This window comes from Dellaglioa kimchii (assembly GCF_046115505.1).
GTDB classification, from domain to species: domain Bacteria; phylum Bacillota; class Bacilli; order Lactobacillales; family Lactobacillaceae; genus Dellaglioa; species Dellaglioa kimchii.
This window is the reverse complement of sequence record NZ_CP170736.1, coordinates 823,289-848,585: the sequence shown is the minus strand read 5'-3', so window position 1 is coordinate 848,585 and position 25,297 is coordinate 823,289. Positions and strand designations below refer to the sequence as shown.

The 25,297-nt window shown below is 33.8% G+C and carries 22 protein-coding genes and 1 riboswitch; of the genes, 15 read left to right on the top strand and 7 right to left on the bottom strand.

The window, feature by feature from the left end; all coding sequences use genetic code 11:
• Positions 1–23 precede the first annotated feature (23 nt).
• Positions 24–1,052, top strand: a complete 1,029-nt coding sequence (gene tsaD, locus ACE83Q_RS04285; RefSeq protein ID WP_409021507.1) for a tRNA (adenosine(37)-N6)-threonylcarbamoyltransferase complex transferase subunit TsaD — start codon at positions 24–26, stop codon at positions 1,050–1,052.
• A 100-nt stretch (positions 1,053–1,152) separates the two neighbouring features.
• Here tsaD and cytX read toward each other — a convergent pair whose 3' ends face one another.
• The 6 genes from cytX to ACE83Q_RS04255 form a co-directional block, all read right to left on the bottom strand.
• On the bottom strand, positions 1,153–2,340 hold the full coding sequence (gene cytX, locus ACE83Q_RS04280) for a putative hydroxymethylpyrimidine transporter CytX (protein WP_409021506.1): 1,188 nt from the start codon (positions 2,338–2,340) through the stop codon (positions 1,153–1,155).
• A 1-nt stretch (position 2,341) separates the two neighbouring features.
• Entirely contained in the window at positions 2,342–3,001 is a 660-nt protein-coding gene (gene thiE, locus ACE83Q_RS04275; protein WP_409021505.1) for a thiamine phosphate synthase, read from the bottom strand.
• Positions 2,988–3,809, bottom strand: a complete 822-nt coding sequence (gene thiD, locus ACE83Q_RS04270; protein ID WP_409021504.1) for a bifunctional hydroxymethylpyrimidine kinase/phosphomethylpyrimidine kinase — start codon at positions 3,807–3,809, stop codon at positions 2,988–2,990. Before thiD ends, thiE begins: the two co-directional genes overlap by 14 nt.
• Positions 3,809–4,606 carry a hydroxyethylthiazole kinase gene (thiM, locus tag ACE83Q_RS04265; protein ID WP_409021502.1) on the bottom strand — a complete coding sequence of 266 codons (798 nt, stop codon included), beginning with the start codon at positions 4,604–4,606 and terminating at the stop codon, positions 3,809–3,811. The genes thiD and thiM overlap by 1 nt, the downstream gene beginning before the upstream one ends.
• Before the next feature lie 58 nt (positions 4,607–4,664).
• Positions 4,665–4,771: riboswitch (TPP riboswitch) on the bottom strand.
• 77 nt (positions 4,772–4,848) lie between these two features.
• Entirely contained in the window at positions 4,849–6,786 is a 1,938-nt protein-coding gene (locus ACE83Q_RS04260) for an ABC-F family ATP-binding cassette domain-containing protein (protein ID WP_409021500.1), read from the bottom strand.
• An 18-nt stretch (positions 6,787–6,804) separates the two neighbouring features.
• Positions 6,805–7,443 (bottom strand): lysostaphin resistance A-like protein, encoded by a 639-nt coding sequence (locus ACE83Q_RS04255; RefSeq protein WP_409021499.1) that lies wholly within the window; start codon positions 7,441–7,443, stop codon positions 6,805–6,807.
• Positions 7,444–7,669: 226 nt separating this feature from the next.
• Between ACE83Q_RS04255 and groES the strand changes: the two genes are divergently transcribed.
• The 4 genes from groES (at position 7,670) to ACE83Q_RS04235 (ending at position 12,891) form a co-directional block, all read left to right on the top strand.
• Positions 7,670–7,954: a co-chaperone GroES gene (gene groES, locus ACE83Q_RS04250; protein ID WP_409021498.1), complete on the top strand. Its 285-nt coding sequence runs from the start codon at positions 7,670–7,672 to the stop codon at positions 7,952–7,954.
• A gap of 34 nt (positions 7,955–7,988) precedes the next feature.
• Positions 7,989–9,614, top strand: coding sequence for a chaperonin GroEL (gene groL, locus ACE83Q_RS04245; protein WP_409021497.1), 1,626 nt, complete (start codon positions 7,989–7,991; stop codon positions 9,612–9,614).
• 252 nt (positions 9,615–9,866) lie between these two features.
• Positions 9,867–11,696: an APC family permease gene (locus tag ACE83Q_RS04240; RefSeq protein ID WP_409021495.1), complete on the top strand. Its 1,830-nt coding sequence runs from the start codon at positions 9,867–9,869 to the stop codon at positions 11,694–11,696.
• A gap of 109 nt (positions 11,697–11,805) precedes the next feature.
• Positions 11,806–12,891, top strand: coding sequence for a glycosyltransferase family 4 protein (locus ACE83Q_RS04235; RefSeq protein ID WP_409021494.1), 1,086 nt, complete (start codon positions 11,806–11,808; stop codon positions 12,889–12,891).
• A gap of 36 nt (positions 12,892–12,927) precedes the next feature.
• Here the strand turns inward: ACE83Q_RS04235 and ACE83Q_RS04230 are convergent, their stop codons facing one another.
• The gene (locus ACE83Q_RS04230; protein WP_409021493.1) at positions 12,928–13,563 is read right to left on the bottom strand and encodes a YigZ family protein; all 636 of its coding nucleotides are present in this window, start codon (positions 13,561–13,563) and stop codon (positions 12,928–12,930) included.
• Positions 13,564–13,611: 48 nt separating this feature from the next.
• Here ACE83Q_RS04230 and ACE83Q_RS04225 point away from each other — a divergent pair, with 48 nt between their 5' ends.
• The 10 genes from ACE83Q_RS04225 to ACE83Q_RS04180 all read left to right on the top strand — a co-directional run bounded on the left by ACE83Q_RS04225 (position 13,612) and on the right by ACE83Q_RS04180 (position 25,101).
• The gene (locus ACE83Q_RS04225) at positions 13,612–14,940 is read left to right on the top strand and encodes a DEAD/DEAH box helicase (RefSeq protein ID WP_409021492.1); all 1,329 of its coding nucleotides are present in this window, start codon (positions 13,612–13,614) and stop codon (positions 14,938–14,940) included.
• Positions 14,937–15,617, top strand: coding sequence for a ComF family protein (locus ACE83Q_RS04220; RefSeq protein WP_409021491.1), 681 nt, complete (start codon positions 14,937–14,939; stop codon positions 15,615–15,617). Before ACE83Q_RS04225 ends, ACE83Q_RS04220 begins: the two co-directional genes overlap by 4 nt.
• A 204-nt stretch (positions 15,618–15,821) precedes the next feature.
• Positions 15,822–16,382: a ribosome hibernation-promoting factor, HPF/YfiA family gene (hpf, locus tag ACE83Q_RS04215; RefSeq protein ID WP_409021489.1), complete on the top strand. Its 561-nt coding sequence runs from the start codon at positions 15,822–15,824 to the stop codon at positions 16,380–16,382.
• 153 nt (positions 16,383–16,535) lie between these two features.
• Positions 16,536–18,899 carry a preprotein translocase subunit SecA gene (gene secA / locus ACE83Q_RS04210; RefSeq protein ID WP_409021488.1) on the top strand — a complete coding sequence of 788 codons (2,364 nt, stop codon included), beginning with the start codon at positions 16,536–16,538 and terminating at the stop codon, positions 18,897–18,899.
• 93 nt (positions 18,900–18,992) lie between these two features.
• Positions 18,993–20,109 (top strand): peptide chain release factor 2 gene (prfB, locus tag ACE83Q_RS04205; RefSeq protein ID WP_409021487.1). Its coding sequence is split into 2 segments (ribosomal slippage): positions 18,993–19,064 and positions 19,066–20,109, totalling 1,116 coding nucleotides; the frame shifts between segments, so codons are not numbered across the junction.
• A 96-nt stretch (positions 20,110–20,205) separates the two neighbouring features.
• On the top strand, positions 20,206–20,901 hold the full coding sequence (gene ftsE, locus ACE83Q_RS04200) for a cell division ATP-binding protein FtsE (RefSeq protein WP_409021486.1): 696 nt from the start codon (positions 20,206–20,208) through the stop codon (positions 20,899–20,901).
• Positions 20,882–21,769, top strand: a complete 888-nt coding sequence (ftsX, locus tag ACE83Q_RS04195; RefSeq protein WP_409021485.1) for a permease-like cell division protein FtsX — start codon at positions 20,882–20,884, stop codon at positions 21,767–21,769. The genes ftsE and ftsX overlap by 20 nt, the downstream gene beginning before the upstream one ends.
• 96 nt (positions 21,770–21,865) lie before the next feature.
• Complete coding sequence (locus ACE83Q_RS04190) at positions 21,866–23,035, top strand: PDZ domain-containing protein (protein WP_409021483.1); 1,170 nt, start codon at positions 21,866–21,868, stop codon at positions 23,033–23,035.
• 24 nt (positions 23,036–23,059) lie between these two features.
• The gene (locus ACE83Q_RS04185; RefSeq protein ID WP_409021482.1) at positions 23,060–23,761 is read left to right on the top strand and encodes a response regulator transcription factor; all 702 of its coding nucleotides are present in this window, start codon (positions 23,060–23,062) and stop codon (positions 23,759–23,761) included.
• Complete coding sequence (locus tag ACE83Q_RS04180) at positions 23,758–25,101, top strand: sensor histidine kinase (protein ID WP_409021481.1); 1,344 nt, start codon at positions 23,758–23,760, stop codon at positions 25,099–25,101. The genes ACE83Q_RS04185 and ACE83Q_RS04180 overlap by 4 nt, the downstream gene beginning before the upstream one ends.
• Positions 25,102–25,297: the final 196 nt, after the last annotated feature.

Genomic DNA, 25,297 nt, shown 5'->3' with positions numbered 1-25,297 from the left:
GAATTAAGTTGAAAGAGGTCTCAATGGATAAAACGGAAAGAAATTTAATTTTAGCATTTGAATCAAGTTGTGATGAAACTAGTGTCGCAGTGGTTGAAAATGGGCATGTCATTTTGTCGAATATCATTGCAACACAAGTTAATAGTCATAAACGTTTTGGTGGGGTTGTACCTGAAGTTGCCAGCCGCCACCATATCGAACAAATTACAGGTTGTATTAAAGACGCTATGACAGAAGCAAATGTAACTTATAATGATTTAGACGCTGTTGCGGTTACTTATGGACCAGGACTAGTTGGTGCTTTATTAGTGGGTGTTTCTGCTGCTAAAGCTATTGCATTTGCGCACGAATTACCTTTAATTCCCGTTAACCATATGGCAGGTCATATTTTTGCAGCGCGCTATGAATCTGAAATAGTGTATCCATCAATGGCTTTACTCGTTTCGGGTGGGCATACTGAGTTAGTTTATATGCCTGAAGAAGGTCAATTTGAAATTATTGGTGAAACACGTGATGACGCAGCAGGTGAAGCCTATGATAAAGTTGGGCGTGTTCTTGGGATGACTTATCCATCAGGAAAAGAAATTGATGAACTTGCACATACAGGGCAAGATACGTTTAATTTTCCGCGTGCCATGATCAAGGATGATAGTTATGACTTTAGTTTTAGTGGGTTGAAAAGTGCCTTCATCAATACAGTTCATCATGCAGATCAATTAGGCGAAGAGTTGGACCGGGCTGATTTAGCAACAAGCTTTCAACAAAGCGTGATTGATGTCCTTGCTGAGAAAACGGTACGTGCCTGTCATGAGTATGATATTAAACAGTTAATTTTAGCCGGTGGCGTGGCAGCTAATAAAGGGTTACGTACAAGACTTGAATCTGAGATGAAGAAAATGAATGATATTGAATTTGTGAAGGCGCCTATTAAATTATGTGGTGATAATGCTGCAATGATTGGTGCAGCAGGATATGTTGAATTTATTAAAGGTCAACGTGCAGGATTAAATTTAAATGCTGATCCTAGTTTAGAATTTGATTGGATAGTTTAATTATTTTAAAATTAAAATAGAGATTTAGAGTTCACCTTGTAATGCTAAACAGTTGTTTAACACCGGGGAGAACGCTAAATCTCTATTTTTTTGTAAATAGTTATTTTATATTTCTAAAATGACTTTTTGGTAAAATAAATTGGGATAGATAAACGAGTAACCCTAGTCCAAATAGAATAATAATTGTAGTGCCAAAAATAAAATCAAATTTTTGTAATTGGTAGTACGCAATAATGCCCATTAACCACCAAATAATATTTAACCAATAAGGCAACGTTTTTTTCATAATAAAGTAGGTGACAAAAACAATTGCATATAAGGGTGTAAAAACTGATGCGATAAAATATAAGAAATTTTGATAATTATCAATAGGAACTACCCACGCAATGACTAAGCCAAGTGCAACTATAATGATGCTAATCAATTTCATATGTTTAAAGGAATGGATATTCTGAATGTTAATTGTTGCTGACATCACATCTAAAAATGTCGTCGTAACAGTTGAAAATATAATAATGAATAATGCGATTATACCTAAACCTGATGTAGCCAAGAATGAGGTGAAATCAGTAAATCCGGTTCTAGTTGTTAAAAGTAAGCCAATTGTAAACATGATTAAACTACCAAAAAAATAGCTAAACGAGCTAATTGTAGACATGGCAAGTGGATGCTTTGTTGATTTTGTGTAATCACCTATTAATGGTAGCCAAGATAACGCCATGGTGATATTTAATTCAACAGCTGACCCAAATGTCATATTTAAACCATTGGAAGTATGTGAAACGGGTGCTTTGAAAATCAAAAAAATCATGATACCTGCACCAATAACTAATAAATTAACAACAATTAAATTTATTCGATACAAACTATTTTCGCTAACTAATAACCAAATGATAATCAAAATAGCTATGACAAGTCCCATAATAATTGAATTTTTAAAATTAAGTAAGGAACTTGAAATACCATTCATTGCTGAAATTGCGTTGACGATCATAACAGCGGTCCAACCAATTAGTTGAATCAAATTTATAAGTGAAAATAAGAGCACACCTGTTGAGCCAAAAGCAACTTTAGTTGACTGAATGGCAGTCTGATGCTTTTTGGCACCAATGTAACCAGCAGGTAGTAAGAAGAGACCACAACCAATTAAATGACCAATTAAAATTGCAAGGAAACCTTTAGAAAAACCAAGTGGAGCTAGTAACATGCCCGTCATAATTTCGGCAATTGAAATGGCCGCACCTAACCAAAGTAAAAATTGACCACGTAATTCTTTAGTTTCTGTCATCTTAATTGTCCTCCAATTTAAAATAATGATTTATGGATTGAACTGTTTGTTCAATGTTCGGACTTTTAGCAATCAAGGAAATAACAGCAACTCCCGAAACAGTTGTAGTAGCCAGTTCGGCTAAATTATTTTCTGAGATACCACCAATTGCAACAATCGGGAGCTGACTAATTGATAGTAATTGATTTAAGCCAGCTATTCCGAGAGGCGCAGTCGCGTCTGACTTTGATTTTGTAGGAAAGACAGGGCCGCTGCCAATATAAGCGATGCCTGATAATTGATTGGCTTGTTTAATTTTCTCAGGTGTTTGACAAGAAAAGCCAATCAGTAATTGCCCCGCCGATTGATCAATCACATTTTGAATCTTTTGGTCATTTTGGCCAACGTGAATACCATCTGCTTGAATTTCAAGTGCTAAAGGTAGATCATCATCAATGAAAAAAGGAACTTGATATTTTGTGCATAACCTCTGACATTCAATTGCGAGTGTCTTTTTTTGTATTCGCGTTAAAGGATTTAAGGGATTTTTTTCTCTAAATTGAAAACAAGAAATGCCTGATTTTAACGCTCGTTCTAAAGTAGGTAGTAATTGATTATCGGCGACGTCTTGAGTTCCTGCAATGAAGTAACTTGCTAACCATGATTGATTAAATGTCTTCATTTTGCGTTACCTCACGATAGGCCCAATGATTTAAAGGTCCGTGCCCGTGCCCAACGATAATACCGTTGGTTATTGTTGCTTCAACATATTTTTTAGACACTAAAATGGCCGTTTTAATATCTTGTCCTTTGGCAATTTCTGCTGCAATACAGGCTGAAAGGGTATCGCCAGTGCCATGAGTTCGAATTGTATCAATACGTTTTGAACTCATCCAGAATGAATCGTTATCTTCTAATAATACAAAGTCATTTACGATATTTTCAGAGTTATAATGTCCGCCTTTAATGATGACGTTTTTTGCACCTAATAATTTAATCTTTTTTCCAGCCGCAATCATGTCTTCTTTTGAATTAATAGTCAAGCCAGTTATGACTTCAGCTTCTGGAATATTTGGGGTTACTACCGTGGCTAAAGGGATTAACTCTTCCTTGATTGTAATAACAGCATCCTCAGAAAGAAGTGTGGCACCACCTTTTGCAACCATGACGGGGTCAACGATTAAGGGACCAAATTGATATTTTTTAAGATTTTTAACGACTACTTTAACGTGTTCCGAATCGGCAAGCATCCCTGTTTTGCATGCTTTAATGGCTAAATCATTTGCAATTGAGGCAAATTGTTCATTAATAATTTTAGTAGGGAGGGGAAGACTGTCTTGTACACCAAGTGTGTTTTGTGCAGTGATTGCGACGAGAACTGTTGCAGCATAGACATGTCGTTCTTGCATCGTTTTTAAGTCAGCTTGCATACCAGCGCCACCACTACTATCTGATCCAGCAATTGAAAGTGCTTGTGGAAAATCAGGCATTATTGGTCTCCTTTCATCGTTATTTGATTAGAAAGTTCATTTATCGTTATTAAATGTAGTTTATCCAATAGGTTAACAATAAAACTACCTGGTTTTTCGGTAATTAACTCATCAGCAACAAGTTCACCAGTTGTTGCAAAAATAAGGCAAGCGATTCTTGCTGCTTCGAACTCGTTATCTTTAGAGACAGCCGCAAATGCAGCTATTAAACTTGAAAGCATATCGCCTGAACCAACATGTGTTTGAAAAAGAGACGTACCTTGCGTCACAGTTGCAACACGCTTTCCATCAGAAATATAGTCTGTAGGACCACTTAGAACAACCGTACAATTGTACCGTTTGGCTACAATTTTTGCGATTTCTGCTAAATCTGCAGAACCATTTCCTGCATCAATACCTTTTGCTTGCCATTCAACACCAGCTAATGCAGCAATTTCACCAGCATTACCGCGAATAAAATTAAAATGAAAATGTTCAAGTAAGTTTGTAATTACTTTTTGGCGGTAAGGCATAGCAACAGCAACTGGGTCTAGCACAAGTGGGATATCTAAATCGTTTGCGATTTGACTAACCCTCTCAATGTAAGGTAATTCTGAACTTTTAAATGATCCCATATTGATTGTGGCAGCAGCAGAAATTTGTAACATTTCGGCTGCTTCTTCAATCGCACTGGGCATGATAGGGGAAGCGCCAATTGCGTTGAGTCCATTGGCAACGTCTTGAACCGTGATGTAATTAGAAATGTTGAAAATTACTGGGTTCTCTTTACGAAGTTTATCGAGTAGTTCTAATGGCATAACTTTCTCCTCTTGAGTACACAAAAACCCCACTCTTTGACAAAAAAATTGTAGAGTGGGGTCCTTCTTCACACTTTCCTACGCAAGTTTTGGCTTACAGGTTCGAAGGGATTAGGTTGTAAAAACCTATCTCAGTTCTTCTAAAGAACACCCCTAGTGTACTTATATTTTATTTTTAGATTACAACAAAAGAATAGGCTTTCATTCTTTAAATGTCAATAAATAAACAAAAAGAAGCTAGCTTATTCTAAAGCTAAGCTAGCTTCTTCCCAATTAGTTTCTGCAGTCTCTATTGCAGTTTGAATAGATTGTAGTTCAGTTTGTAGCTCTTGAAGTTTATCTGCATCACTAAAAATAGTAGGCTGAGACATTTTTTCTTCAAGTTCTGTTTTATGAGTTTCTAGCTCACTTAATTCAGATTCTAAACGATCAATTTCACGTGTTAATTTACGTTGTTCCTTTTGTGTTTCTTTATTTTGTTGATAATTAGTTGTTGGTTTAACTTCAGGAGCTTCTGAAGATGAGGCAATTTCAAGTGCTACTTTTTCGGCTTCGATAGCTTCTAATTCTTCTTTTTTATCAACATAATAATCGTAATCACCCATGTAGTAAGTAGAGCCTTCTTTTGAAACCTCAATGATACTTTCTGCAACTTTATTAATGAAGTAGCGGTCGTGGGAAACAAGTAAGACAGTACCATCAAAGTTAGCAATCGCCTTTTCAAGGACTTCTTTACTATCAATGTCTAAATGGTTAGTGGGTTCATCAAAAATTAAAAAGTTATCTTTGTCCATTGCAAGTTTGGTCAAAGCAAGACGGGCTTTTTCACCACCACTTAAATTTGAGACACGTTTTAAAACGTCATCTCCGGAAAATAGAAATCCACCTAATAATGATCGAATATCTGTTTCAGGAGTTGAAGGATGATCATTCCAGAGTTCATCTAAAACAGTATTTTTATCTGTTAATTGATTTTGCTCCTGATCGTAGTAGCCAACATGAACATTGGCGCCAAGGAATGCTTCACCACGAATGAATGGAATTTGGCCTAAGATACTTTTAAGTAAAGTTGATTTTCCTACACCGTTTGGACCAACAATAGCTTGAACTTGATGCTTATGTAAATCAATTGAAACGGGTTCAGACAACACTTTATTATCGTAACCAACAGCTGCACCGGAAACAGTTAAAACGATATTACCACTCTCATCTGCAGATTTAAAACTAAAACGAGGGGCTTTTTCGTCACCTTCTGGTCGATCAATTTTATCTAATTTTTCGAGTTGTTTACGGCGACTTTGTGCTCGTTTCGTTGTTGAGGCCCGAACAATATTTTTATTAACAAAATCTTCAATTTTTTCAATCTTATCTTGTTGTTTTTCGAAAACTTTCCATTCTTGTTTTAAATTAGCTTCTTTTTTTACAATAAATTGAGAGTAGTTACCATTATAGTGAGTTGTTTCATTATGGCTCATATCATAAACTTCTGTCACAATTTTATCTAAGAAGTAACGATCATGAGAGACAATTAAGAGGGCCCCTGTATAAGTCTTCAAATAGCCTTCTAACCAAGTTAGTGTCTCAATATCTAAGTGGTTAGTTGGTTCATCTAAAATTAATAAATCACGTTTTTCTAAAAGTAATTTTGCTAAGGCTAAACGTGTCTTCTGCCCACCAGATAGAGTCCTAATATCGCGATTAAAATCTTCTTCATAAAATCTAAAGCCATGTAAAACAGAACGGATTTCTGATTCATAACCATAACCATTTTTTTCACTGAAATCATGCGAAACTTGATCATAGGTTGATAATAGTTTTTCAAACTTTTCAGAGTCTTCTGCATTTTTAGGATCAGCAATTTGGGCTTCTAATGTATGAATTTGAATTTCCATTTTCTTTAAATAATCAAAAACACGACTCATTTCGTCCCAAATCGAACGTTCTGAAGAAACGGTTGTTGTTTGTGCTAAGTAGCCGATAGTCATGCCTTTATGTTTAATGATTTGACCAGCATCAGTGGCCTCTTGATCAATAATCATTTTAATTAATGTTGATTTTCCAGCACCATTTCGACCGACTAGGGCAATTCTAGCATCGTCTTTGATATCCATATTTGCATTTTCAAAAAGAACATCTGCCCCAAAATAGCGAGCTGCTTGTTGTACTTGTAACAGAATCAAAATAATTCCACCTTTCTTTTAAAGTGACGATTGAATAACTAGTACTAGACTATTCATGAGAATATGAGCAATCATTGATGTTTTAATGTCACCTGTTCGTTTGTAGAGGTAACAGAAAAGTAATCCAATTAAAAAATAGATAGCTAAATGGCCATCATTATGTGCCAAACTAAATAATAAACTAGAAAGAATTGCGGCAGAAATAGGTGATATGAAACTTGCTAAATTGCCAAAGAAGACTTTTCTAAAAACGAGTTCTTCCATAATCGGAGCACCAAGTGAGACTGCCAACATATAATAAGGATATTTTGTAAAAATAGTCATAATTTCATTTGTATTTTGTGAGGGAACAGTCGTTTTTAAAATGGTAAATGAAATTAATTGAATAACTGTTTGGATTACTAGTGTTAGAATGAATCCAAGAATACCCCACGAAATAATTTGTGACCATTTAATGGGACCATCTATCGTATTTCTGGCGCTAAAGTAATGATTTAACCAAATTAACAATATTGCTCCTAAAACATAATCAGCCGTCATAACAGGATAGATAACTGATTTTAAAGAAAATAGTTGATTCAGAATTGTTGGTAAAATAAAGATAACGAGATAGCCTAATAAAATAGCGATTGAATTTTTACTAGTTGATTTTGACATGAGAACTCCTTTAACTGTAATTAGATTGTCATACATTTTTCTAGTGAATAATTTCGTAAGATAAGTATAGCATAATTGACTAGTTAGCGAATTCAATTCATATTAAAAATTCTATTAAAATAAGAGCTGAAATGCTTGCAATTGTTTAAAAAATTGATTATAGTTAATTTTGTGATTAGCACTTAGGAAGATAGAGTGCTAAATAAAAGTGTTGGAGGGATAGAACGTGTTAAAACCATTAGCAGATCGTGTTATTTTAGAAGTAACAAAAGAAGAAGAAACAACAGTGGGTGGGATTGTCTTAGCAAGTAACGTACAAGAAAAACCACAAACAGGAAAAATTGTTGCAGTAGGTGAAGGCCGTACGATGGATAACGGTGAAAAAATTGCTGTTGCTGTTAACGTTGGAGAGACCGTTTTATTTGATAAGTATGCTGGCTCAGAAGTTTCATTCGAAGGTAGAGACTACTTAATCGTTCATGAAAAAGATATCGTTGCAACAGTAGACTAATATAAATTTAAATTAAAGATGAGGTGGATTAATTATGTCAAAGGAATTAAAATTTTCTGAAGATGCTCGTTCAGCAATGCTTAGAGGTGTTGACCAATTAGCCAATACCGTTAAATCAACTTTAGGACCAAAAGGCCGTAATGTTGTTTTAGAAGAATCATATGGCTCACCAATTATTACAAATGATGGTGTAACAATTGCTCGTGCAATTGAACTAGAAGACCATTTTGAAAATATGGGTGCTAAACTAGTATCAGAAGTTGCTTCAAAAACGAATGATATAGCTGGTGATGGAACGACAACTGCTACTGTTTTAACGCAAGCTATCGTTACTGAAGGTATGAAGAATGTGACAGCAGGTGCTAACCCTGTTGGGATTCGTCGTGGTATTGAAACTGCTACAAAAGCAGCCGTTGCTGAATTACATGAATTATCACACAAAGTTGAAACAAAAGAAGACATTGCTCAAATTGCGTCTGTATCTTCAGCTAATGAAGAAATTGGTGCTTTAATTGCTGACGCTATGGAAAAAGTTGGTAATGATGGCGTTATTACAATCGAAGAATCAAAAAGTATCGATACATCATTAGATGTCGTTGAAGGGATGCAATTTGATCGAGGTTACTTGTCACAATATATGGTAACTGATAACGATAAAATGGAAGCTAACTTAGAGACACCTTATATTTTAGTAACGGATAAGAAAATTTCTAATATTCAAGAAGTCTTACCATTATTACAATCTATTGTGGAACAAGGTCGCCCATTATTAATTATCGCTGATGATGTTGATGGGGAAGCTTTACCAACATTAGTATTGAATAAAATTCGTGGTACATTTAACGTTGTTGCAGTTAAAGCACCTGGATTTGGTGATCGTCGTAAAGCTATGCTTGAAGATATTGCCATCGTTACTGGTGCAACAGTGATTACTGATGAACTTGGTTTACAATTGAAGGATACAACAATTGAACAATTAGGTTCAGCTGGTAAAGTTAATATTACAAAAGAAAACACAGTCATTGTTGAAGGTTCTGGTGATAAAGCTAAAATTACAGAACGTGTTGGTCTGATTAAAAAACAGATCGATGAAACAACGTCTGAATTTGATCGTGAAAAATTACAAGAACGTTTGGCAAAATTATCTGGTGGGGTTGCTGTCATCAAAGTGGGTGCTGCAACTGAAACAGAATTAAAGGAACGTAAATACCGTATTGAAGATGCTTTGAATGCAACACGTGCTGCTGTCGAAGAAGGATTCGTTGCCGGTGGTGGTACTGCATTTGTTAACGTTATTAGTAAAGTTGCTGCACTTGAAGCAGTTGGCGATGAATTAACGGGTATCAAGATTGTTCAACGTGCTTTGGAAGAACCAGTACGCCAAATTGCAAAGAACGCTGGACTTGAGGGTTCAGTTATTGTTGAAAAATTAAAATCAGAAAAACCTGGTATTGGTTTTAACGCAGCAACAAATGAATGGCAAGATATGATTGAAGTTGGGATTGTTGATCCAACTAAAGTGACACGCTCAGCATTACAAAATGCAGCTAGTGTCTCAGCTTTATTATTAACAACTGAAGCAGTTGTTGCAGATAAACCAGAACCAGCATCTGCAGCTGATCCACAACAAATGCCCGGTGGTATGGGCGGTATGATGTAACCCATTTGTCATAAAAAATGATGAAAATTTAAGAGCTATTAATCCTTGTTATTCTGGGATTAGTAGCTCTTTTTTTATACTGAAAATAAAGTTTGTTTGCAGTATTGTATATTTAAATATAAACGAGTAAAATAGAGTGAATTCGGTGAATAGAAATTAGTAATTAGAATAACTATTCAGTAAAATAAATGCGCTGTTTTGGCATCATTTATGAATGGATTTTTAAATATAGAACATAAGGAGTAAAGAGAAATGCGTCGTTATTTAAAGAGACTTTTAATTGGGAAACCATTGAAATCTTCTGAAGAAGGAGATCAACAATTATCAAAATTTAAGGCATTAGCGCTCTTATCGTCAGATGCGTTGTCATCTGTGGCGTACGGTACGGAACAAATTGTTACCGTTTTAGTTGGCTTTTCAGCAATGGCAATCTGGTACTCATTACCAATTGCATTGTTAGTCTTAGTTTTATTGGCTTCAATTACAATTTCGTATCGCCAAATTATCCATGCTTATCCTAAGGGTGGAGGCGCGTATGTTGTCTCAAGTAAAAACCTAGGTAAAAATGCTGGATTAATTTCTGGTGGATCGCTTTTAATTGATTATATGTTGACAGTAGCGGTTAGTGTTTCCGCAGGGACTGAAGCATTGATTTCTGCGGTACCTTCGTTGTATGGACATCAAGTAGCGATTTCAGTGGTTATTATTATTTTGGTAATGGCAATGAACTTACGAGGCTTGCGTGAATCAGCTTCATTCTTAACTATTCCTGTTTATCTTTTCGTGGTTATGATTATATTGATGTTACTAGTTGGTGGTTATAATATTATGACAGGTCAAGTACCTTACCACGCAACAGCTGCTGTGGGTACGGCCGTTCCTGGAATTACACTAGCATTACTTTTGAAAGCATTCTCATCGGGATCATCTTCATTAACTGGTGTTGAAGCAATTAGTAATGCAGTGCCTTTCTTCAAAAAACCACATGCTAAAAATGCTGCTGCTACTTTAACAATTATGGCGACACTTTTGGCAGTCTTCTTTGGTGGAATAACATTCTTAAACTATTGGTATGGTATTATCCCTACTGAAAAAGTGACTGTCCTTTCACAAATTGCACAAACAACATTTGGACAAGGTATTTTGTATTACATTTTCCAATTTTCAACCGTATTAATTTTAGTATTAGCTGCAAATACAGGTTTCTCGGCTTTTCCAATTTTAGCGTTCAATTTAGCTAAAGATAAATTTATGCCTCATTTGTATATGGATAAAGGTGATCGATTAGGCTATTCTAACGGAATTATCACGTTAGCAGCCGGATCAATTATTTTAACATTTATATTTAATGGATCAACGTCATTATTAATTCCATTATACGCGGTAGGTGTGTTTATTCCGTTTACGTTGTCTCAAACAGGGATGATTGTAAAATGGTATCATGATCGTCCAAAGGGTTGGATTATGAAGGCCTTTTACAATTTCTTGGGAGCCTTTATTTCGTTCAGTATACTGTTGATTCTCTTTAGATATCGCTTATCAACAGTATGGCCATTCTTTATTATCATGCCAGTTATGTACATTATATTCTATAAAATAAATGATCATTATAATAAAGTTGCCGAACAATTACGTTTAACAGAAGAAGCAGAAATTCATGATTACGATGGTTCCACGGTTATCGTATTAGTTAGTTCTGTAACACATGTTACAACTGGTGCAATTAATTATGCACGTTCAATTGGTGATTATGTGATTGCAATGCACGTTTCTTTCGATACAAATCCGGAAAAAGAACATGAAACGGAACGCGAATTTAAAGAACGTTTCCCTGGTGTTCGTTTTGTTGATTTACATTCGTCATATCGTTCAATTGCTTCACCTGTTGTGAAATTTACAGATGTTATTGCTAAGAATGCCGCTGCTCGTAACTTCACAACGACAGTCTTAGTACCACAGTTTGTCCCAAGAAAACCATGGCAAAATATTCTTCATAACCAAACGAGTTTAAGATTGAGAACTGTCTTAAATTCTCGCGAGAATATTATTGTTGCAACATATAATTATCATTTGAAAAAATAAATATTGAAAAGTATCAATTAAATTAAATTGATGCTTTTTTTGTATTTATTTGACAACGTGGTATAGTTAAGACTACTATGACACAATATTTTTAAGGAGAGATATCAAAATGTTTCCAATTATCGTAGCATTTTTTGCAACAGCGCTTATCTCCGCGTTGTTAACTCCCGTTATTAGACTATTCTCAATTAAAATAGGAGCAGTCGATGTTCCTAATAATAGACGAGTAAATAAGGTTTCAATGCCTACAATGGGTGGGTTAGCTATTTTTATAGCCTTTAATTTTACGAATTTTTTTGTTTTGAAAAATCAATATCCAATTAAAATGTTAGTAACGCTGTTTGCTGCTGAATTGGTAATTATTATCACCGGTGTTTTAGATGATAAGTTTGAATTAAAACCACGACAAAAGATGTTCGGTATCACAGTTGCCGCCTTGATTGTCTACTTTTTTTCAAATATGCGAATGACAACATTTACTTTACCTTATTTTGGTATTATTAATTTAGGATGGATGAGTTTCCCTATTACAATTATTTGGATTTTAGCTATTACAAATGCTATTAATTTAATAGACGGATTAGACGGATTAGCAACTGGGGTTTCCATCATTGCTTTATTTACAAGTGGTTTGGTAGGCTATTTCTTTTTAGTTAATACAAATAGTTATATTGCAATTATGATGTTTACGCTGGTTGCTGCTCTGATTGGATTTTTGCCATATAACTTCTTTCCGGCTAGGATTTACTTAGGGGATACAGGTGCGTTATTTATTGGATTTATGATTTCAGTATTCTCTTTATCTGGACTTAAAAATGCAACTTTTATTTCTATTATTGTGCCTGTTTTAATATTGGGTGTACCAATTACGGATACTGTTTATGCGATGTTACGCCGAATTTTAAATAAAAAACCGATCTCTCAAGCAGACAAACATCATTTACATCATCGGTTGATGCAAATGGGGTTAACGCATCGACAGACAGTATTAGTTATATATGGCATTGCGTTAATTTTTTCATTTATTTCATTACTTTATCCAATTTCATCAATTTGGGGTTCAATACTAATGTCAGTTGCGACATTAGTGGGACTAGAACTATTTGTAGAGTCCATCGGGTTAGTTGGATCTAAACGAAAGCCACTGCTAAATTGGATTAAAAGAATTGTTAAAACGATGACTTCAAAAAAATAGATAGTAAAAAGGATGTCCATTAATTGGGCATCCTTTTTAGTTAACTTGAATTTCATTATATAAATCTTGTCCCAATTTAAAAGTTATTTGGTTATTGAGTAGGTCGATTAATTGAGTTTGTAAGGCTAATATCGAATTTTTATCAACTGCTAAAGTTAATTCTACTGTTTCAAGATAGGTTGTTTGTTGAATCGTGATTGAATTCTTTTCAAGGTAATTTTCAAACTTTCCAACATTTTGGTAAGCAATTTGGCAAATAAGTTCGGTTTGTAAAACACGTTCAACGATACCAATCTGTTCAATCGTCTGCGAAGAAGCGTTACTATAAGCACGGATTAAACCACCAGCTCCTAACTTAATACCACCAAACTTACGACTAACAACGATACAAATATTTTTAAGCTGATTTTTTTTAATAACTTCTAGAATAGGAACACCAGCCGTTCCGGAGGGTTCACCATCATCGCTTTGACGTTGGATTTCAAACTCAGTACCAAATGTGTATGCGAAACAGTGGTGTCTTGCTTTAGGTTCTAATTTCTTGACTGATTCAATAAAAACAACTGCATCAGATTCTGTAGCGATTCGAGTAGCACGACAAATGAAGGCAGACTTCTTTTCAATTAATGTGGCTAAACCAGATTCTTTAATTGTTAAATAATTTTTTGACATAATTAAGGTTCCTTTACGTATTTAAACTTATTGAAGGGATTGAGATGAATGGCACTTTCAAGTTTATATGGTCGTTTAATAACTGATTCAGAAATTGACGAAACTATTAATTTAGATGAACTTACAGCGTATCCAGGAATTAGCATTGAAGATAAACAATTAACCTGCCGCAGATGCCTTTCACAACTTAGTTTAAAGAAAAATATACTACAAGATGACCGGTATTATTGTTCATGCTGCATGATATTAGGACGTATTTCAACTGCGACTACACTTTATACTATACCTGAACCTAACTTGTTTTCAACTCAAAAAGGGAGTCCGTTGACGTGGAATGGACAATTAACGACTTGCCAAGAAATATGTGCTAATGAAGTGAAACAAATTTTTAAAAATTTGGGTGCCCGGCATTTACTGTGGGCGGTAACAGGCGCTGGCAAAACAGAAATGCTATTCAAAGGTATTGAAGCTGCTATTATGGATGGTAAACGCATCTGTCTAGCATCGCCACGGGTTGATGTCTGTATTGAGTTATTTCCAAGATTGCAGGCAGCATTTCAAAATATTGATATTTGTTTGCTACACGGAAAGACAACAGAACCATACCGTTATACCCAACTAGTCATCTGTACAACGCATCAATTATTACGATTTCATAAAGCGTTTGACGTTATGATAGTTGATGAGGTAGATGCTTTTCCATATGCACAGAATCAATTACTACTTCAAGCAACAGCACAAGCAACTAAACAAAATGGGGCAAGTTTATTTTTAACGGCAACCCCAAGTGAAGACCTTTTAAAGGAGGTTCGCTTAAAACAATTAACGGTTAGTTATTTACCAATACGCTTTCATGGTCAATTATTACCTGAAATTAAAATTAAATTTGAAAAAGCTTGGGAAAAGAATTTAAAAAAAGGGCGTTTACCAAAAAAATTAACACTTAAAATGACAGAGTGGCTAAAACGTGAGGATCCATTTTTAATTTTTGTGCCTAAAATTTGGTTATTGGAACCAGTAATTGAAGCATTTAAAAAGAAATTTCCTAATTTAAAGGGGGACACTGTTTATTCTGAAGATCCAGATAGACTAGATAAAGTTAAGGCAATCAGAACAGGCGAACTACGGTATTTAATCACAACGACAATTTTAGAACGTGGTGTGACATTTGCTAATCTAGATGTCTTTGTTTTGGGTGCAGATGACAAAACTTTTTCAACGGCAGCATTAGTTCAGATTGCTGGTAGAGTGGGACGTAATGTGAATCGCCCGTTTGGTGACGTTATTTTTTTATGTAGTGACTATACACTTTCAATAAAAAAAGCAGTTGGACAAATAAAAACGATGAATCGTAAAGCGAGGAAATTAAAGATATGAGAAACTGTCAAATTTGTCAGAATACATTTAGTCAAAAATTAACGCTAGCATTTATATTATCAACTAAACCTTATGAAAAAAAGTTAGTTTGTAAGAGTTGTCAGGAGCAGTTACAACTAATTAATACTCAGTTAGCCTGCAAGGGATGTGGTCGAGAACAAAATGGACCACAATTATGTGCAGATTGTAAGAAATGGCAACTTATTTATCCTAATTTAAGTTTTCAGAATCAAGCGTTGTACATTTATAACGATTTTATGAAAGATATCATTAAAAATTATAAGTTTAATGGTGATTATCAGCTGAGAACTATTTTTCAAGTACAATTAAGGCAGAAAATAAAGACAATTGATTTTGACTATCTTGTAGTAATTCCAATTGATTCTAGAACATTAAATGACCGAGGTTTTAATCAAGTGTGTGGTCTTTTAGATATTAAGCATGATCATTTTTTAGCGCGAAATAATACAGTTAAAGAAAAACAATCGCATAAAAATAGGCAACAAAGGCTTGAACTAATTCAACCTTTTGAACTTAGTACAGATTGCCCAGATTTATCGGATAAAGTTGTTTTAATTGTGGATGATATTTATACTACCGGCAGAACACTATTTTATGCCCATATTTTGTTAGCACAACATGCTAAAAGCATTAAGAGTATTACCCTTGCAAGATAATGAATAATAGGTTCAATTTTAAAAATTAATTATGATATATTTAAGAAAAAGTTAAATATGACTGTTAACGATTACAATGGCGTTTTAATTAGATTTGTTAAGGGATATCATTTGTAAATTTAAGTCTATTCGCTTATAATTAAATCAAGCGGTAAGGTAATTAATAGTTTCGTTACCTGCTGTAGATTGAAGGGAGAGTTTATTATGTTAAAATACAATATTCGCGGTGAAAATGTTGAAGTTACAGATGTTACTAGAGATTACGTTGAAAAGAAATTATTTAAATTAGAAAAATACTTTACTGACACATCTAATTCAACGGCCCATGTTAATTTAAAAGTCTATTCAGATAAAACGGCTAAAGTTGAAGTGACTGTACCAATGCCTTCTCTCGTCCTTCGAGCTGAAGAAACATCACAAGATTTACTTTCAAGTGTTGATCTTGTGACTGATAAACTAGAACGCCAAATTCGTAAATATAAAACTAAAATTAATCGCCAATCAAGAGGCAAGGGAATTAAAGATATTGAAATTCGTAATGAAATTGCTGACGAAGAATCAGATTCTATTGATGAAGTAAGCAAATTCGACGTTGTTCGGACAAAGCATGTTTCTTTAAAACCAATGAATAGTGAAGAAGCTATTTTACAAATGGATATGTTGAGCCATAACTTCTTTATTTATGAAGATGCTGATACAGAAGGTATTAACATTGTTTATAAACGTAAAGATGGTCGCTATGGTTTAATTGAAGCTGAAGATTAAGCTAAACTTGAAAAGCCTGTTGAGTAAGTTAACTACTCAGGGCTTTTTTGTTATTTTAGTTTTAAATTTATTGATTTAGTGATACTATAAAAAATGATATTATAATTAAAAATAATTCAATAAATGTGTTTGATATATAAGGGGAAAAGCTAAATGGCAAATGTATTAAGACAATGGGTTGAAAGTGATAATCGTGAATTACGAAAACTAGGCAAAATAGCCGATAACATTGAAAATATGGCTGATGAAATGGCTTTATTATCTGATGATGAACTAAAAGCTAAAACACCTGCTTTTAAAGCAAGATATCAAGAAGGTGAAACGCTTGACGATCTTTTACCTGAAGCATTTGCAGTGGTACGTGAAGCCGCAAAACGTGTGTTAGGGCTATACCCATTCCGTGTGCAAATGATTGGTGGAATGGTTTTAAATAATGGTGATATTGCGGAGATGAAAACTGGTGAAGGTAAAACTTTAACAGCTACTATGCCCGTTTATTTAAATGCAATTTCAGGTCTAGGTGTTCATGTTGTTACTGTTAATGAATATTTATCAAGCCGTGATGCAACAGAAATGGGCGAATTATATTCATGGTTAGGTTTAACTGTCGGATTGAATATTAACGAAAAAACAGCTGAAGAAAAGCGTGAAGCCTACGCAGCTGATATTACCTATTCAACAAATAGTGAATTAGGCTTCGATTACTTACGTGATAACATGGTTGTTTATCGTGAAGATATGGTTCAAAGACCTTTAAACTATGTTATCGTCGATGAAGTTGATTCAATTTTGATTGATGAAGCTAGAACACCGTTGATTATTTCTGGTCAAGCTGAAAAGACGACTGCCATGTATGTTCGCGCAGATCGTTTTGTTAAAACGTTAACTGAAGAAGAGGATTATAAAATAGATCTTGAATCAAAATCAATTTCATTAACCGAAGAAGGAATTCGTAAAGGTGAAAAATATTTTGGACTAGATAATTTATATGATACAGATAATACAATTTTGACTCATCATTTGGATAATGCATTACGTGCTAATTTTGTTATGCTACGTGATAAAGATTATGTTGTACAAGATGGTGAAGTCATGATTGTTGATCAATTTACTGGTCGTATTATGGAAGGTCGTCGTTATTCTGATGGTGTTCATCAAGCTATTGAAGCTAAAGAACATGTTGAAATTGAAGACGAGACTAAAACAATGGCTAACATTACTTACCAAAATTTCTTTAGAATGTACAAGAAATTATCTGGTATGACAGGTACTGCTAAAACTGAAGAAGAAGAATTCCGTGAAATTTATAATATGGAAGTTGTTCAAATTCCAACGAATAAACCTATTATTCGTGATGATAAAGCAGATTTATTGTATCCATCTTTAAATAGTAAATTTAAAGCGGTCATTGCTGATATTAAGGAACGCCATGAAGCTGGTCAACCTATGTTGATTGGTACTGTAGCAGTTGAAACTTCAGAATTATTGGCAAAAATGCTGGATGATGCTGAAATTCCGCATGCTGTTTTAAATGCTAAAAATCATGAACGTGAAGCTGAGATTATTTTAAATGCTGGACAACGTGGTGCCGTTACAATAGCTACAAATATGGCCGGACGTGGAACTGATATTAAATTAGGCCCTGGCGTTAAAGAAATTGGTGGATTAGCTGTTATTGGTACAGAACGCCATGAATCTCGTCGTATTGATAATCAACTTCGTGGCCGTGCTGGCCGTCAAGGGGATGATGGGATGACACAATTCTATCTTTCTTTGGAAGATGATTTGATGTTACGATTTGGTTCAGAGCGTATTAAGAGCTTCTTAGAACGTATGAACATTACTGAAGATGATGCTGTTATTCAAAGTCGTATGATTACAAAACAAGTTGAATCAGCACAAAAACGTGTCGAAGGTAATAACTATGATACACGTAAAAATGTTTTACAATATGATGATGTTATGCGTGAACAACGTGAGGTTATTTATAACCAGAGACAACAAATTATTATGGAAGAAAAAACATTAAAACCTGTTATTATGCCTATGATACAACGTACTGTTAATCATATTGTTCAAATGCACACGCAAGGTGACCAAAATGAATGGAATTTACAAGCTATTGTAGATTTTGCTGTCTCTTCAATGGTTAACGAAGACAGTATCTCATTGGCAGATTTAGAAGGTAAAGATGCTAACCAAATCGAAGCCTACTTGGTCGACCGCGCTGAAAAGAACTATAAAATTAAAGAAGATCAATTAGTTGATGCAGCACAAATGCTTGAATTTGAAAAAGTAGTTGTGTTACGTGTTGTTGATGATAAATGGACAGCGCATATTGATGCAATGGATCAACTTCGTCAGTCAATTGGATTACGTGGCTATGGACAATTAAATCCTTTAGTTGAATACCAATCAGATGGATTTAGAATGTTCGAAGAAGTCGTTGGAGCAATAGAATTTGAAGTGACACGTTTATTTATGAAAGCTGAAATCAGACAAAATATTAAACGTTAATCAAAAGTTAATCAGAGAACATTAATAAAGAGTCACTTCCGAATTCGATAGAGTTTGAAGGTGACTCTTTTTAGTAAATTAAGGAGAAAATTGATGGAATTAAGCGATTATAGAAAACAAATTAATGAAATGGAACAAAAAATAACTAACTTTAGGGGGTCTCTTTGACTTAGAGACACTGAATGAACGTATTTCTGAAAATGAAGAACGAATGGCTAACCCAGATTTTTGGAATCACCAAGAAGAAGCACAAAAAGTTATTGACGAAAACAACCAATTAAAAGGTAAATATGATGCGTTTCATGATTTAGAGAGTAAGGTATCAGAATTACAAGTCATGCTTGAATTATTACAAGAAGAAAATGATAATGAAATGCTAATAGAATTTGATGACTTGTTTAACGAGACAAAGAAAGCACTCGACAAGTATCAATTACGATTATTATTGAATGAACCTTATGATAGTAGAAATGCTATTTTAGAAATCCACCCAGGTGCAGGTGGGACCGAATCTCAGGATTGGGGATTAATGCTACTCAGAATGTATACGAGATGGGCTGAAAAAAGTGGGTTAATCGTTGAAACAGTGGATTATCAATCTGGTGATGAAGCGGGATTGAAAAGTGTAACGCTTCTTATTAAGGGAGTAAACGCGTATGGTTATCTTAAGAGTGAAAAAGGGGTGCATCGATTAGTTCGTATTTCACCTTTTGATGCTGCTGGTCGACGTCACACGTCTTTTGCATCTGTTGATGTGATGCCAGAACTGGATGATTCAGTCGAAATAGAATTAAATCAAGATGATATTAGAATGGAAGTATTTAGATCATCCGGTGCTGGTGGACAACATATTAATAAAACGTCTTCAGCAGTTAGATTAATTCATATTCCAACAGGGATAGTAACTTCGAGTCAAGCACAGCGGTCACAATTTCAAAATAGGGCAACGGCTGAAAGTATGATGAAATCTAAGTTATATCAACTTGAAATGGAAGCAAAAGAAAAAGAACGTGCAGCCATTCAAGGTGAACAGATGGATATTGGATGGGGGTCGCAGATTCGATCATATGTATTCCACCCATACTCAATGGTTAAGGATCATCGTTCTGACTTTGAAACGGGTAACGTTCAAGCGGTGATGGACGGTGATATAGATGGATTTATTAATGCTTACTTACAGTGGAAATTAAAAAATGAAAATCCAAGTTAAAAAATGAAACTTAATTGTAAGACTACTGCAATATAAAGGTAAATAATCATGCTATAATGAAAATGTTATGAAAATAGACACAGGAGGATTCACTGTTTGATAGAATTTAAAAATGTATTTAAACAATATTCCGATGATATTATTGCAAGCAATGATATTAATCTTCGAATTGACCAAGGTGAATTCGTATATGTAGTTGGACCTAGTGGTGCTGGAAAGTCGACATTTATAAAAATGATGTACCATGAAGAACAAGCAACATCTGGTGAAATCACAGTAAATGATTTTCATTTAGAAACGATGAAACCAAAAGAAGTACCATTTTTACGAAGAGATTTAGGAATTGTATTCCAAGATTTTAAATTATTACCTCGTTTAACAATTTTTGAAAATATTGCGTACGCATTAGAAGTTATTGAAAAAGAACCTGCAGAAATTAAAGAACGTGTTGATTACGTGCTAGATCTTGTTGATTTGTCTGACAAGGCGGATAAATTTCCTGAAGAATTATCTGGTGGTGAACAACAAAGAATTGCAATTGCACGTGCAGTTGCAAACAAACCAGAAGTCTTAATTGCTGATGAACCAACGGGGAATTTAGATCCTGAAACGTCAGATGATATTATGTCAATTTTAGAAAAAGTTAATGGACAAGGGACAACAGTTATAATGGCAACTCATAATAGTATTATTGTGAACAAATATCCACATCGTTTGTTGGCTATTGAAGATGGCCGTATTGCCCGAGATGAAGAAGGAGGAAAATACGGTTATGAAAATGAGAACGTTTAAGCGTCATTTTGGCGAAAGTATTAAGAGTTTACGTCGTAATGGATGGATGTCTGTTGCTGCTATTAGTGCGGTTACTGTAACGTTAATTTTGGTTGGGGTGTTACTTTCAATCTTAATGAACGTAAATAAATTAGCTTCTGATGTTGAGAACGATGTTCAAGTCAGAGTGTTTGTTGAACGCAAGACAACAAAGAATCAACAAGCTGATTTGAAAAAGAAACTTGAAAGTTATTCAGAAGTTAAAAAAGTTACTTTTTCAAGTAAAAAAGAGCAATTGCAACAAGTTGTTGGTAGTTATGGAAATGAATTTAAGTTATTTGGTGGGGATGATAATCCACTATATGATACATTCGATGTTCAAACGAAAAAGCCAAAACAAACTGAGCAAATTGCAAAACGTGCTAAAGGTTTAGATTATGTAAATGATGCTAGTTTTGGAGGTACATCTGCTAAAAAACTATTTAAAGTAGTTGGTAATATCCAAAAATGGGGTATGATTATTAGTGCTTTACTCCTCTTCGTTGCAGTATTCTTAATTTCTAACACAATTAGAATCACAATTCTATCTCGAAGAAACGAGATTGGAATTATGCGTCTGGTAGGTGCGACGAATGGATTTATCAGATGGCCGTTTTTACTTGAAGGTGCATGGACTGGGCTTTTAGGTGCTATTATTCCAATTATTTTAGTTGATTTTGGCTATATTTGGATTTATAACGGATTACAAGTTTCATTAGCATCAACTAGCTACCAATTATTAACACCAGGAACTTTCTTGGCAGAAATTGATTTATTGTTAGTGTCAATTGGGATAATTATCGGTGCTTTAGGATCATTCGTTTCAATGCGTCGATTCTTGAAAATTTAATTAAATTTTGAAAGACTGATTTTGCTAAATGCAAAATTCAGTCTTTTTTTGTTATTATGATTATCTTTTTTGAATCATGACAAAGCATGATATAATTTGAGTAATATATTAAAGAAAATAGGTGCATTTATGGTAACACTTAAAATTATTGGAAACTTTTTCATTCAACCAACGCTTTGGTTAGCAATTATACTGATTTATGGTATGTATACACGAAGAATTAAAAAAGAGAGACAAGCATTTAGAACAGCTGTTGATAGCGATTTTTATGAGGGACGTCATGCAATAAAAGTAGGCTTTGTTTTTAGTATTGTCGGATCAATGATGCTATTTGGATTAGGTGTTATGTTGCCTATTAACTGGGTAATTATTTATGCTATTTTTATGATTTTAGGGTTACTACTATATCCAGTATTTGATGCTATTTTCCCACTATTTATTATATCGGGACTAGTATATGGGATGACTGAATCTCAATTATTTAATTTTGAAGTAATTAAATATGAAGAGTTTCACGTTGAATTTATGACAGGGATTCTACTGATAGGGACAGTCATTTTATTTATAACTGCTTGTGCACTGTATTTATTCAGAAATAGTCCCTTATCGCCGAACACACAGTCAGGTAAACGAGGGCGAAATATATCGTCGTTTAGTATGAAGGATCTGTATTTGGTGCCACTTGTAATTCTAACACCGGGTGATCAATTCCAAAGTGTATTCTCTTGGTGGCCAATTATTCATATAGCAGGTACAGAATTTAACATCATTATTTTACCGTTAATCGTTGGACTATCGTTACGTATATATAAAGAAATACCAAGAGTAGCTATTAAATTTATAAAAAAACAATATTTATATTTAGCTTTTATAGGGACTGGTTTAACGGTAATGTCTATATTTATACCAATAATGGGGATATATGGATTAATTGTTCTATTAGTTGCGTATTGTATCAGTCGATATATAATCAAACGTCATGATAATAAACAAGAAAAATGGTTTGCAGAATCCAATGAAGGAATTTTAATTGTAGGAGTACGACCAGGTACACCAGCTTCAAAAATGGACGTAGAAGTTGGTGATGTGGTCGTTCAATGTAATGGCATTGAAGTTAGAAACGAAATTGAATTGTATGAAGCATTACAGAGTAGCTCAACGTATTGTCGATTAAAAATTAGGACATTTAGTGGAGATACAAAAATAACAGAAAGTGCGATATTTTCAGATTCACCATATGAAATAGGTTTAGTTATAATTAAATAAATTTAGTTATCAGGGGGATAAATAATGAAAAAAATTTTAGTTGTAGATGACGAGCCAGCAATTGTTACGCTGTTAACGTATAATTTAGAAAATGCGAACTATGAAGTACAGGTAGCAATAGATGGACCCAGTGCGTTTAAAAAAGCAACAGAACAAAATTTTGACTTCATTATACTCGATTTGATGCTACCCGGTTACGATGGTATCGAAGTTACAAAAAAACTAAGACAAGAAAAAGTAAAAACGCCAATAATTATTTTAACGGCTAAAGATGATGAATTGAATAAAATAATTGGTTTAGAAATTGGTGCAGATGATTATATGACTAAACCATTTAGTCCAAGAGAAGTACTAGCAAGAATTAAAGCTATTTTGAGACGTACTGAACGTGATTCGTCTAAGGATGAACAAATTGATAATGAAGTAAAAGAGTTTAAGGATTTTAAAATCGATTTTTCTAACTATGCAGTTTATAAAAACAATGAAAAAGTTGCATTGACACCAAAAGAGTTCGAGCTATTAGTATACTTTATTAAACGAACAGGTCGTGTACTAAGCAGAGAAAAGTTATTGAGTGGTGTCTGGGGATATGATTATGAAGGCCAAACAAGAATGATAGATATGCATGTGAGTCATTTGCGCGAAAAATTAGAAGTAGATGCTAAGAGTCCAATATATCTAAAGACAGTTCGAGGATTTGGCTACAAGTTTGAGGAGAATAAATGAAACAAAAAATAAAATGGATAATTACGATGTTAATCTTGTTGTTAAATTTAACATTTAGTATGACACTTTTATGGGATGTATCCGGGACACTTTTCAGTAAGAATAGTATTATCGGAGTATGCGTGTTGAGTTTCATTGAAATAGCTATACTTTATAAAATAGCGTCTAAAGCAGGTGCTGAGTCCGAATTAATGGCTAATAGATTGAATAGTTTAGTCAATAAGGGAGATTCTTATCATGTTTTACTAGATACAGATAGTCCCAATTTTGAATTGTCGAAAGCCATTAATCGCGTTGAAAGTTATCAAAAGAAAAGAAATATTCACTATCAGGTACAGAATAATAACTATCTAAAATTAATTGAACATTTGACAGTTGGGGTTATGCAAATTGATCATAAGAGACAAGTGCTAGTAGTAAATGACATGATTTCCAAATTATTAGGCCAACAGATAGAAAGTAAGCAACATTCATATATTGATGATATTAAAACGTACAAATTGAGTGGGCTAATTGAAAAAGCCATTAAAACGCAAGAAAAACAAAGAGATGAAGTTGAAATTGAAAATACAAACAAAGTAGTAGATGCAACGGTTGTCTATGTATCAAATAATAATGTAGAATTTCAAGTAATCGTAATTTTATATGATATAACAGAGTTAAAATTATTGGAGAGAATGCAAAATGAATTTGTCGGAAATGTAAGTCATGAATTGAAAACACCAGTAACAGCAATTAAAGGATTTGCTGAAACTCTTTTAGAAGGGCCTGTTAATCCGGATACAACTAGTAAATTTTTAAATATTATTTATGACGAAAGCGAGAAACTAGAAATATTAATTCAAGAAATATTAAAATTAGCAAAAGGGCAAAAAACAAAAGAAAATATTTCGAGTTTCAATTTAGATGCTGTGATAAATTACGAGTTAGATTTACTAAGTAATGCTATTAAAAGTAAAAATTTAATAGTTGATAAGAGAATAAAAAAAGAATTTTATATAAAGTTTGATAGAAATAAGATAGCAACTATTTTAGGTAATTTATTGCAAAATGCTGTTAAATATAATGTTGATAATGGTCGTATAGTAATTGAAGCAGGTAAAATAAAGACAGGAATTTTCATATCAATATCAGATACTGGTATTGGTATTTCAAATCAAGATAAAAAAAGAATATTTGAACGTTTCTATAGAGTAGACCCATCTAGAAATAAACAAATAGAGGGTAATGGGCTTGGACTCGCTATTGTGCAAGAATTAGTAGTATCAATGGGTGGAAAGATTAGCGTGAAAGATTCAACTAGTAGGGGGACTAAAATTACGATTTATTTACAATATTAAGAGATATTCATAGAAATAGACTTGACCAAGAAAAAGAAAGCTGATATATTAAATAAGTGCTATTGAGGCGATAATGAATATCGCAAATAAAGTGTTGACATGAGATATACCAGATGGTATATTAATAAAGCTGATTGATACGGCAAGAAGAAATGAATATTTATTCAAAATAATTCTTGACAAATCATGACGTGGT

Excerpts from the sequence above, each read along its gene's own strand:
- tsaD (WP_409021507.1), top strand. The coding sequence starts at position 24 with ATGGATAAAACGGAAAGAAATTTAATTTTAGCATTTGAATCAAGTTGT.
- cytX (WP_409021506.1), bottom strand. The coding sequence starts at position 2,340 with ATGACAGAAACTAAAGAATTACGTGGTCAATTTTTACTTTGGTTAGGT.
- thiE (WP_409021505.1), bottom strand. The coding sequence starts at position 3,001 with ATGAAGACATTTAATCAATCATGGTTAGCAAGTTACTTCATTGCAGGA.
- thiD (WP_409021504.1), bottom strand. The coding sequence starts at position 3,809 with ATGCCTGATTTTCCACAAGCACTTTCAATTGCTGGATCAGATAGTAGT.
- thiM (WP_409021502.1), bottom strand. The coding sequence starts at position 4,606 with ATGCCATTAGAACTACTCGATAAACTTCGTAAAGAGAACCCAGTAATT.
- ACE83Q_RS04255 (WP_409021499.1), bottom strand. The coding sequence starts at position 7,443 with ATGTCAAAATCAACTAGTAAAAATTCAATCGCTATTTTATTAGGCTAT.
- groL (WP_409021497.1), top strand. The coding sequence starts at position 7,989 with ATGTCAAAGGAATTAAAATTTTCTGAAGATGCTCGTTCAGCAATGCTT.
- ACE83Q_RS04240 (WP_409021495.1), top strand. The coding sequence starts at position 9,867 with ATGCGTCGTTATTTAAAGAGACTTTTAATTGGGAAACCATTGAAATCT.
- ACE83Q_RS04235 (WP_409021494.1), top strand. The coding sequence starts at position 11,806 with ATGTTTCCAATTATCGTAGCATTTTTTGCAACAGCGCTTATCTCCGCG.
- ACE83Q_RS04230 (WP_409021493.1), bottom strand. The coding sequence starts at position 13,563 with ATGTCAAAAAATTATTTAACAATTAAAGAATCTGGTTTAGCCACATTA.
- ACE83Q_RS04225 (WP_409021492.1), top strand. The coding sequence starts at position 13,612 with ATGGCACTTTCAAGTTTATATGGTCGTTTAATAACTGATTCAGAAATT.
- ACE83Q_RS04220 (WP_409021491.1), top strand. The coding sequence starts at position 14,937 with ATGAGAAACTGTCAAATTTGTCAGAATACATTTAGTCAAAAATTAACG.
- hpf (WP_409021489.1), top strand. The coding sequence starts at position 15,822 with ATGTTAAAATACAATATTCGCGGTGAAAATGTTGAAGTTACAGATGTT.
- secA (WP_409021488.1), top strand. The coding sequence starts at position 16,536 with ATGGCAAATGTATTAAGACAATGGGTTGAAAGTGATAATCGTGAATTA.
- ftsX (WP_409021485.1), top strand. The coding sequence starts at position 20,882 with ATGAAAATGAGAACGTTTAAGCGTCATTTTGGCGAAAGTATTAAGAGT.
- ACE83Q_RS04185 (WP_409021482.1), top strand. The coding sequence starts at position 23,060 with ATGAAAAAAATTTTAGTTGTAGATGACGAGCCAGCAATTGTTACGCTG.
- ACE83Q_RS04180 (WP_409021481.1), top strand. The coding sequence starts at position 23,758 with ATGAAACAAAAAATAAAATGGATAATTACGATGTTAATCTTGTTGTTA.